Origin of the sequence: Clostridium sp. CAG:43 (genome assembly GCF_000434655.1) — a bacterium.
Lineage (GTDB): Bacteria > Bacillota > Clostridia > Lachnospirales > Lachnospiraceae > Otoolea > Otoolea fessa.
In genome coordinates, this window is record NZ_FR895016.1 from 2995 (window position 1) to 13157 (window position 10163).

At 48.4% G+C, this 10163-nt stretch carries 10 protein-coding genes and 1 pseudogene; all 11 read right to left on the bottom strand.

The genetic code is table 11. The features are described 5' to 3' along the window. Nucleotides 1-135 precede the first annotated feature (135 nt). On the bottom strand, nt 136-1983 hold the full coding sequence (locus QVO97_RS01435) for an NlpC/P60 family protein (RefSeq protein WP_288188597.1): 1848 nt from the start codon (nt 1981-1983) through the stop codon (nt 136-138). Nucleotides 1984-2136: 153 nt separating this feature from the next. Beyond that, a complete protein-coding gene (locus QVO97_RS01440) occupies nt 2137-2784 on the bottom strand; it encodes a cytidylate kinase-like family protein (RefSeq protein ID WP_022358645.1) in 648 nt (215 codons plus the stop codon). 161 nt (nt 2785-2945) lie between these two features. Further along, the gene (locus QVO97_RS01445; protein ID WP_353844193.1) at nt 2946-3866 is read right to left on the bottom strand and encodes an RluA family pseudouridine synthase; all 921 of its coding nucleotides are present in this window, start codon (nt 3864-3866) and stop codon (nt 2946-2948) included. Further along, nucleotides 3866-4390: a signal peptidase II gene (gene lspA / locus QVO97_RS01450; protein ID WP_022358647.1), complete on the bottom strand. Its 525-nt coding sequence runs from the start codon at nt 4388-4390 to the stop codon at nt 3866-3868. The genes QVO97_RS01445 and lspA overlap by 1 nt, the downstream gene beginning before the upstream one ends. A 22-nt stretch (nt 4391-4412) precedes the next feature. Next, on the bottom strand, nt 4413-5522 hold the full coding sequence (gene aroB, locus QVO97_RS01455; protein ID WP_022358648.1) for a 3-dehydroquinate synthase: 1110 nt from the start codon (nt 5520-5522) through the stop codon (nt 4413-4415). Between the two features lie 21 nt (nt 5523-5543). After that, entirely contained in the window at nt 5544-6302 is a 759-nt protein-coding gene (locus tag QVO97_RS01460) for a YlmH family RNA-binding protein (protein WP_022358649.1), read from the bottom strand. A gap of 148 nt (nt 6303-6450) precedes the next feature. After that, on the bottom strand, nt 6451-6960 hold the full coding sequence (locus QVO97_RS01465) for a cell division protein SepF (RefSeq protein ID WP_022358650.1): 510 nt from the start codon (nt 6958-6960) through the stop codon (nt 6451-6453). 4 nt (nt 6961-6964) lie between these two features. Further along, nucleotides 6965-7663, bottom strand: a complete 699-nt coding sequence (locus tag QVO97_RS01470) for a YggS family pyridoxal phosphate-dependent enzyme (protein ID WP_022358651.1) — start codon at nt 7661-7663, stop codon at nt 6965-6967. Between the two features lie 41 nt (nt 7664-7704). Then, the gene (locus QVO97_RS01475; RefSeq protein WP_022358652.1) at nt 7705-9108 is read right to left on the bottom strand and encodes an HlyD family efflux transporter periplasmic adaptor subunit; all 1404 of its coding nucleotides are present in this window, start codon (nt 9106-9108) and stop codon (nt 7705-7707) included. A gap of 189 nt (nt 9109-9297) precedes the next feature. Beyond that, nucleotides 9298-9861: a helix-turn-helix domain-containing protein gene (locus QVO97_RS01480; protein WP_022358653.1), complete on the bottom strand. Its 564-nt coding sequence runs from the start codon at nt 9859-9861 to the stop codon at nt 9298-9300. 42 nt (nt 9862-9903) lie between these two features. Continuing rightward, nucleotides 9904-10163, bottom strand: a pseudogene (locus QVO97_RS01485) (cystathionine beta-lyase); the annotation flags it as partial.

Here is a 10163-nt window from a genome sequence, read left to right on the forward strand (position 1 = left end):
AACCTAAACACAAAATGGATGGATGCCGCCTTTGCCATTTACCAGCAAACACTCCAGCAAAAAACAAAGGCAACATCCATCCAGCTCAAAATCCCTTATGACTAATTCATATTCATTTTATTCTTTATTCACTTCTTAATCCAAAAACGCCCGGTAATACGGCCAGACCGTATGGACCTTTCCGACCGTTACATTGCTTGCACTGCCGGATTCATGTACGCCCAGTATGGTTCCGTCTGCGTTCCAGCCTAAAAACATTACAACGTGCGAATTACCGCCAAGCTGGACAAGCAAGTCGCCCGGCTGAAGCTCTGCGCTGTTGAGCGCCCGTCCTGTCCGCACAATCTCGTAGGTGCTGGCGGCACCCATTCTATTGCCAAGCGCGGTCCAGTATACCCAGTTGACCCATCCAGAACAGTCAAGCCCTGACAAAATCCGTCCCTTGTAATCCGGGCTTGTCACGCTGGCAAAATGATTGCCGGAAAGTCCTGCTGTACTCGGTTTTCCTCCATAATAATATGGAATCTTGCCAACGGAATTGAGCGCGCATGTGATGACGGCACGCCGCTCCGGTGATAAATCCTCTGGAAGTAAATCCAGGTAAGACGCAATTTCTGCCGGTGTCAGCGGATTCCCGAGTGCAAACTCTGAACTGACAAGCCCGTACATTTCCTGCCAATCCTGAGCAGCGAGTGTCTGGGCGGCTGTCTGTTTTTCTTCCGTCCAACCCTGCCAGTTCCCGACAGCCTGATTTCCCGTTCCATCGAGTGCAAACAGATTATGCTTCTCTTTCAGACCAGTTGTCTTAACGGTAACGGTCAGATCAACATGTCCTGGGCAATACTTTCCGTTTTCATTTAATGTAACTGCCGCAGCGCTCTCCGCACTGAGCGTCGCCTCTGACGGGGACGCAGCCGCTTTTGATTCGGCTGCCTGCTCCTGTGTGGAAGCCCCCGGTCCCTGTGCCGGTTTGACATAATTATTTGCTGTGGATGCCGCCTCGCTCTCCGTTAACGGCTCCTCTACCGCTGTCTGACTGTCTCCTGCGCCCTGGGCATCTAAAGCCTCCGAGGATGCCTCTCCTGCTGCACTGCCGCTCTCCACATTGTCATCTGCTGTTCCCTCTGTCGCTGGCTCGTCCGGCAGTTCTGTACAGCCCTCACAGTAATACACATTGCTAATGCTCACGTGGTACTGGTGGGAACTGGTCCAGAGCTGATTGATATAGGTATTGAACAGGTCTGTATTTTTCCAGTCCAGGCTGTATGTATATACATTTGCCATGGACAAAATATCGGTCGCATTGGATGCGAGGGACGTCGGCTTTCCGTCTCCGTCGCATATCTGGAAACGGATATTTTTCCAAGTTGGAACTACCCAGCTCGCCGGGTTCTGCGCGTTATGCTCTGGATTGGAGGGATCATAGCTGCCGAGTACCTGCGCAGCTGGCAGTCCCATTTTCTGGGAAGCTGTAAGCGGTGTCGTCTGGATCCACCCGTAGATCTCCGATATCCACTGTGCATCTCGCGTTCCAAGCGCTTCGTACATCTTTGCGCCCCAGGTATCTTCTGTCCCCATACTCCGGAATCGTTTTGCAAGTTTATACCATGGAAGAGACTCAAATGCCGCCAATGGATCAGACAGATCAACAGCGCTCTCTTCCGTCCGGAGCGCCATCAGGTTATACTCCGTTTCCGACGGAACATATTCTTCCGAGTCTGCCCCCAGACCATTTAAAAACCGGGATGCCATGTGAATTGGGTGTACCATTTTCTTCATCAGACGGTCGCAGAAGGATTCGTCTGTATCATTTTGTGTCTCCTGGTCTAAAATCCCATCTGCAATCACAACTTTATCAGCAGGCACACCGACTGATAAATCCACCTCCGGGCGCACTGCTTCGGCAATCCCGCACAATAAAATCCCCGATGCCGCCATGAGCGCCGTTCGGATTATATAAGAATGTCTTTCTTTCATCATCATTTTCTTCATGTATCTACATTCAAAATCTCAAGTAACTATTTTGTTTTTATACCCCAACGCAATCTCATCTTCAAAGCATCCAGGCGCAAAAAACCGATGCGTCCTTTCTGATTCTTCACCAGAAATTCAAACACACCGGTTTTAATTATACTTTTATGCGTTCTCGTTTATCTTAAGAAATTCTTGTTTCTTTTTGGCGAATTCCTTAATAATTTCTACGGCACCGTCGATGCCTACGACACTGCTGTTGATGCAGAGGTTATAGCTCTTGGAGCTGCCCCAGCGTTTGCTGGAATAATAGTTATAATAACCAGAACGCTGCTTATCGGTCTTGATCATCACATCTTTTGCCTTATCGCGGGTAATATTGTGACGTTTCATCAATTCCTGAATCTTCACTTCCTCATCTGCACAGATGAAAACAGACACTACGTTCGGATAATCTGCCAGCGCATAGTCCGCACACCGTCCTACAATGACACAGGATTCTTCATCTGCCAGTTTCTTGATCGTGTCAAACTGTGCCAGGAAAATCTTGTGGTTGATCGGCATATCCATATAAGCCGATGTATTATAACCCATCGAATAGGTGTCCATTACCAGTGAATATAAGAAGCTGTTGGTTGGTTTCTCATCATGCGTCTTAAAAAGCTCTTCACAGAGACCGCTGTTCTTCGCTGCCAGTGCAAGAAGCTCTTTATCATAGCACTTGATTCCCAATGATTCCGCCAGTTTTCGTCCAATCGCTCTTCCGGAGCTGCCGCATTCGCGACCGATTGTAATTACTAAATTTTTTTTCATGTCTCCCTCAACTCCTTTCAAGTTCTGCCTTTATTATAACACAAGCTATCTGAAAAGTCATCATTTTTTCGGAATAAAAGGTATTTCTTAGCGACACAGAAATAAACTATCTGAAAAGAATGTGTATACGAATCAGAACGATCTTACTATTCACGTTACTTTTACTTTCCAGCTTTTTTCCGCAGCTTCTCCAGCAGTTCTTCAAAATACGCTGGCAGCGGCGCAGAAAACTCCACATACTCCCCGGTCCGCGGATGGATAAAGCCTAAGACTCCCGCATGCAGGGTCTGCCCTTCCAGTGAAAATGGCTGCCGCGCCGGACCGTACACCTCATCGCCCAGAAGCGGATGACCGATGCTTGCCATATGGACGCGGATCTGGTGTGTGCGTCCCGTCTCCAGGCGGCACTCGATAAATGTATACGCCCCGAAGCGTTCCAGTACGCGGTAATGCGTGATCGCATCGCGCCCCTGTTTGGAGTGGATGCTCATTTTCTTGCGATCCGTCGGATGACGCCCGATCGGTGCATGGACAGTGCCCTCATCCTCGCGCAGATTGCCAAATACGATGGCATAATACACGCGGGTGATCGAATGCACCTTGAGCTGTTCTGCAAGTGAATTGTGGGCGAAATCATTCTTGCACACCACCAGCACACCGGTCGTGTTCATATCGATCCGGTGGACGATCCCAGGGCGCATGACTCCGTTGATGCCGGAGAGCTGATCCTTGCAATGGTACATCAGCGCATTGACCAGAGTCCCCGTATAATGCCCTGCCGCCGGATGGACAACCATCCCCTTCGGCTTATTGACTAAAATTACATCCGAATCTTCATACAAAATGTCCAACGGGATATTTTCCGCCTCGATCGCCGCCTCCTGCGGTTTTGGAACTTCAAAGGCGATAGTTTCCCCGCCATTTACCTTGAAACTGCTTTTAACCGCTTTTCCGTCTGCTGTCACGCTGCTCTCTTTCAGAAGTTTCTGCAAAAAGGAGCGGGACAGATCCGGGCAGGCGTCTGCCAGAAATTTATCGATGCGGGTTCCAGCCGCCTCTTCTGGAACCAGATATTCCTGCATCATCGCCCCGACTCCTTTTTCGCACCTTTAAAAGAAAGAAATTCCAGTTCCTCATCCGAATAGAAGAAGAAAAACAGAAGGATCAGCGAGAAAGTCGCGATCACCACATAGCAGTCTGCCACATTAAAAATCGGGAAATCAATCAGCTTAAAATACAGGAAATCCACCACATATTTCTGTGTCAGACGGTCGATCATATTGCCAACTGCGCCTGATACGAGCAGAAACAAACTGCACATCAGCGGCAGATACCGTTTCCTTGCCGGCATCCGGTAAACCGCCCACAACACTGCCAGAATGACTGCCGCAGCAATCAGGAAGAAGAATCCCTGCCGTCCCTGTAGCATTCCAAAAGCAGCGCCGCGGTTTTCAGAATAATAAAATTCAAACACACCCTTAATGAGTACAAATGGCTTCTGCCCTTTCAGATGGACAACTGCCAGATGTTTTGTAAACTGATCCAGTCCGATGCTGACTCCCAGCCCGATAAAAAAAATAAAGAACTGTCGTAATTTTGTGTTCATGCACCTGATTCCTTTCCTGCTATTATACCAGCACCTGATCGAGTGCCTGTTTCATCTCGTCCTCGGTTACCGTGCGATCCACGTAGGCGTCGCCGATGGAATGAATAAGAATAAATTTGATGATGCCGGAATCCATCTTCTTGTCGTTCTTGGACGCTGCCACAATCGCATCTTTCTCAAGCCCGGATACCTGCGTACCGATATGGAATTCTCCCAGTGCTTCTTTGAAGCGGTTTGTTTCCTCCGGTTTGATCATGCCGCGGTTTTCCGACAGCTTCATCGCTGCCAGAGCGCCGAGTGCCACGCATTCACCGTGCAGAAGTTCAAAGTTTTTCAGCTTCTCGATCGCATGTCCCAGCGTATGACCAAAGTTTAAAAGCATACGGTCGCCTTTTTCGGTCGGATCCTTCTCTACCACAGCACGCTTGATCTCATTGCTCCAGGTCACTGTCTTGCGGAGTACCTCCGGCTTTCGCGCCCAGATATCTGCCGCATTTTCAAGCAGCCACTCATAATATGCCGCATCCTTGATCAGACCATGTTTGATAACCTCGCCCATACCGGCGGAAAACTGGTTGTCCGGAAGCGTCTGAAGCGTATTGATATTGGTAAATACCAGCTTCGGCATATGAAACGCGCCAACCATATTTTTGTACGCGTCAAAATCAACGCCCGTCTTGCCGCCAATGCTGCTGTCCACCTGGGAAAGAAGCGTCGTCGGAATCTGCATGAAGGCAACGCCGCGCAGATAGGTCGCCGCCGCGAATCCGCAGAGATCGCCCACAACTCCGCCGCCGAGTGCTGCCAGCATGTCGTTGCGGTCAAAATGGTTCAAAATCAGGGTCTCATATAAATCTCGGACGGTGTCGAGGTTTTTGTGCTCCTCGCCCGCCGGAAATACGAACGAAATTACCGTCTTGCAGCACGGCGCCAGAAGTTCTTTTACCTCATTCAGATATAATTTTTCTACGTTCGAATCCGTCACGATGCAGAGACGGCGGTTTGAAATGGAGAGTTTTTCGATTTCACCCGGAAGTGCCGAAAAATCTTCGGTCATCACAATATCATAGATCGGCTTCTCGTCCAGGTGAACGGTTACGCGATTCATTTTCTCATTCTTTACTTCTGTCATTTGTTTTCAGTCCTTTCTTTTTTACACATATTTATCCGCATAAACATACAGACGTCCCTTTTTCGACAATCCCCCACTCCCGGCAAAGCGGAATTTTCCCATGCCGCGCACAGATACAATCTCGCCCTCTTTAAGCTGCACCGCCGGGGAAGTCACCTGTTTCCCGTCAATAAATACCTTTTCGCCCTCAATGAGCGGCAGTATCTTCGTGCGGGAGGATGAAAATACCATCGCGATCACACTGTCAAGACGCGGTGATGCAACGCTTCCACTCACGCGCTCCATCTTCGGCGTGATCGGCTCCGTCGCGTCCGCCCTGCGGCAGATCACGGAGGTGTGGCGCACCATCGTGAGTTCCTGGCAGAGATAATCCGCCATCTTTTCCTGGCAGAAGACGCAGCAGCCATTTTCCTTCATCAGAATATCCCCGATGCAGCTGCGCTCAATCCCCAGGTTCATGAGCGCCCCGAGATAATCCCGGTGCGTCAGCGCCTCACTGTAACGCAGGTTTGCCGGAATGACCTCCAACACGGCAATCGGAAGTCCAAACTCCTCATCATCATACGAAGCCAAAAAACAAAGAAGTTTGCGCTCTGCGCCCTCAAAGCCACCCGTCAGGCAAGTCCGCACCGGCGGCAGCGTCTTCTCGATCGAGTGAAAGATCGTCTGTTCATTTAACGACAAAAAGCCGGTACTTGTCTGTATATCGCGCTGATAACAGAGTCCGGCCAGTTCTATCATTCTCTTTTTTAAAAGCTGTTCTTCTTTTTCCTGCAGCATCGCGTGTTTCTACTCCTGTTCGAAAGTGCTTATATAAAGTGTGCTCCTACCGGAGAGCCTGTATACAATCAGAAATCACACAAATTTCCGATTGTATAATAAATACTCCCAGGTTCAGATATATAGCGAACCTGGGAGTATATCAGTATCAGAAGTGGAGATTCATCCCGGAAACATTCATGGAACCGTCTGCTAAGAGTTCGGGAAAGTCGCCGGACAGCTCAACCGATGACGGTGTCGCAATAAAGATGTAATTGGAAATCTTCTGGAGATTTCCATCCATCGAATAGGTTGCGCCACAGGTAAAATCAATGATACGCTGTGCAACCTCCATGTGGATTCCTTCCATATTTAAAACAACAGCTTTTCCAGCCAGCAGGTAATCGCAAATCTCTCTCGTATCCTCCATGGAAGTAGGTTTGATCAGAGATACTTCCATGCTGCGGCGCATCTGCACTACCTTGTTGTTAGAGGAACGTGGCAGAAAACGCGGCTTAGATTCCTCCTCGTGGCGGTAATCATCCATCTCTTCGTCCCTCTTGCCGAAAGAACGCTTCTTAATCACCGGTTTTTCTTCTTCGTAATCTTCCTCATCGAAGTAATCGTCATCATTCTCTGTGAGACGCATTGTATCCATTAATTTGTTCAGAATACTCATAACCCTATTTCTCTCCTATCTTTGCCCTGGTTCCAAAAATGCCCGTACCGACTCTTACCATAGTTGCACCTTCTTCAATCGCTGTCTGATAGTCTCCGGTCATTCCCATCGAAAGGACATTCATAGTAACATTATCAATGTTTTTCCGTTTCATGTCAACATATAATTCATATAATTTTTTAAAAACACCACGATTTTCTTCCGAATTCTCTACAAATGGTGCAATCGTCATAAGTCCCTGTATGTGGACATGCGGGTACTTTGCAATTTCGCGTGCCGCTTCCTCGACTTCTTCCGGGGCAAAACCAAATTTGGACTCTTCTCCGGCGACATTGACCTCAAGAAGAATAGAAACGTCCAGATCACGTTTGACCGCTTCTTTTTCGATCTGCTCTGCCAGTCCCACCGTATCGACGGAGTGAATCAGAACTGCCTTGTCAATTACCTGACGGACTTTATTTTTCTGTAAATGTCCAATCATATGCCAACGGATATCAGACGGCAGCTGCGGTTCCTTCTCCAGAATCTCCTGCACCTTGTTTTCGCCGAAATCTCTGGTGCCGGCATCATATGCCTCTTGAAGCATCGGCACCGGTTTTGTCTTACTGACCGCGATCAGCGTGACATCCTCCACCTTCCGTCCGCTCCGCTCGCAGGCGTTCCGTATATTCTGACGTACTTCTTCTAACTGTTTCTGAACCATATGTGATACACCTTCCTTATCTCTATATTTTGGAAATATCATTACTGATATACGATCTGGCCATCCGATACGGTACTGGCATCCAACACGATATGGTCATAAACCGATAATCCATATTTGGTTCCTTTTTCTACAATGTAATATTCACCGCTATTTGCAAGTTCTTTCACCTGCTTGAACACCGCGTATCCCTTATTAATATTGTAAGCACCTGTCAGCTTTGCCGTCGGTCCTACCTGGAAGCGCTCGTTTGAATCCGGCTTCACCAGATAATCGCCGCTCTTTAACAGCCCATCGTCGCTCTTCTCGACATAATAATACTCATCGGTCGAGCTGTAAATCTCCGGCGTGACAAATTCAATCGACGCCTTTCCGCCTTCGCCGTAAACTTCTTTATTGAAGCCAGCCTCATCTTCAGTAGCGTTGCCGCCCGTTGTCATATAGTCAACTGGAATGGTATAAAATTCCTTCTCCATCACCGATGATACCGGAATTTTAAGTCCCTGCGTTTCCTCGCTGGAGATCTCGAAGGTCATAAAACGCTCGGATTCAAACTGGATCATGTAACGGTCCAGATCCAGGCGTCCATACAGATTGCCATCGGAACCGGTAAACATCGAATAATTTCCCCGGAATTTCATATCACTTCCCAACGGCTCGATCGTCAGTGTATCTTGATCGGCAAACTGCTCTTTATCCTTGTCATCCATCTGAAACACGATACTCCAGTTCTCCGATGTGATGATCTTGTACACCGGCGTGCCCGCCTCGATCAGTTCCCCAGCTCGTCCCACCTGCCGCGTATATTGACTCCGGTCAAACGAATCCGCCGTCACCTCCTCCGGCGCAACTCCCTCAAAAGAATCGGTCACATAGGAAATAATACCCGGCTGGGGCGTCGATATCTGTTTGTAATTGATACCCTGTGCCTGAAGCTGTGCATCCATATCGCCCAGCGCATTGAAATTCATATACTCTGCAACCGAAGCCTGCAAAGAATATTTGGCGTCGTAGACGCTTTCAAAGCGCTGATCGTTGTAGGATAAACAGAACGAACTGAGTTGTTTCTTCAAATCAGCCAGATTTTCTGCTGACAGGGACATCCCAGAGGACTGATTTTCTTCCAAAAATTTCCCCAGCTCGCCGGTCTCATCTAGCGAATAGACGCGCGATCCAGCGCCTGCCCGCTTTCCCTCGCGCACATAATAGTTGACGTACCCGGTCTGCGGTGCATTTTCCACTGTCTCATCCCGAAACAGGATTCCGTTGTATTCTTTATTATTTACAATACTTCCCTCGACGACCTCATAAAACTGGACGTGATCCCGCCTGAGATATGTGTAGACACTGAAAGAAAGATAGACGAAAATCATGGCAAAAATGATCATGCCTACATTGATATTCAATGGCTTTCTGTAGCGTACAATTTTCTTGTTTTTGGCCATGCAGCTCTATCCTCCCTTTTCCCGATGTACTTCTCTGGCAGCTGTTTCTGCAGTTTCACAGTTACCAGACAAAAATCCACGCAAATTTTTCTCCGGCCATGGACTTTTGCAATATTCTGTATAGCCCAACGTACAGCCTTTATTATACGAGTGAATTGTCCAAATTTCAAGATCAATTCATCCCGTCAATTATACAGAATCATCCATAATCTGCAGATGCCAGAAGGAGCGGCAGGGAGTATCGCCCGCATTCCGCATCGTGTGATAGAGATTCGGCTTGATATAGATCGAATCGCCCGGTCCTAAGAGATAAACCGTTCCATCCAGATTGACCTCCATCTTGCCTTCCAGAATGACTCCGACCTCCGCGTATGGATGCAGCCCCCAGGACGGCGGTGTATCTTTTGTCTCTGGATCATAGGTGGAAAACTCATAAATACCGCGTTTCTTTCCAAAATCCAGACGGCGAATTTGAAGCTTGTACTCATCATATTCATATAACTGCTGCTCCTCCTGGCGGATCAGGGTTCTCTCCTCGCCGGAAGGACTGAGCAGATCCCGGATCGAAATACCAAGCGCCACGCAGATGCGCTGCAGATTGCTCAGCGTCGGGCTTGCCTGGTTCCGCTCCAGATTGCTCAGATATCCCACTGACAGATCGGTAAACTGGGACAGCTTCTGGATCGTGATAGATTTACTCTTGCGAATCTCCTTGATCCGCTGTCCAATATTCTCCACTTCTTCAAATTCCATGCAATCCCTCCGAACATTTTATTTTTACGGTTCTGCTATTTTTCATTGTGCGTTCCGTTTTTTCCATGCCGCCTCGATCTGATCGAGCGCCTGTGCAATCACACTGCGCGAACTTCCCAGATTAAAGCGCATAAATCCAGATCCCTGCTCACCCGAATGCGTGCCCGGATCCAGCCATACCTTCGCGTCATCCGAGAAGAATGCCATCAATTCATCATCCGTCATCCCCAGTTCACGGCAATCCAGCCATGCCAGATACGTTCCCTCCGGTTCTACCAGTTGAATCTGCGGCACACGGTTTT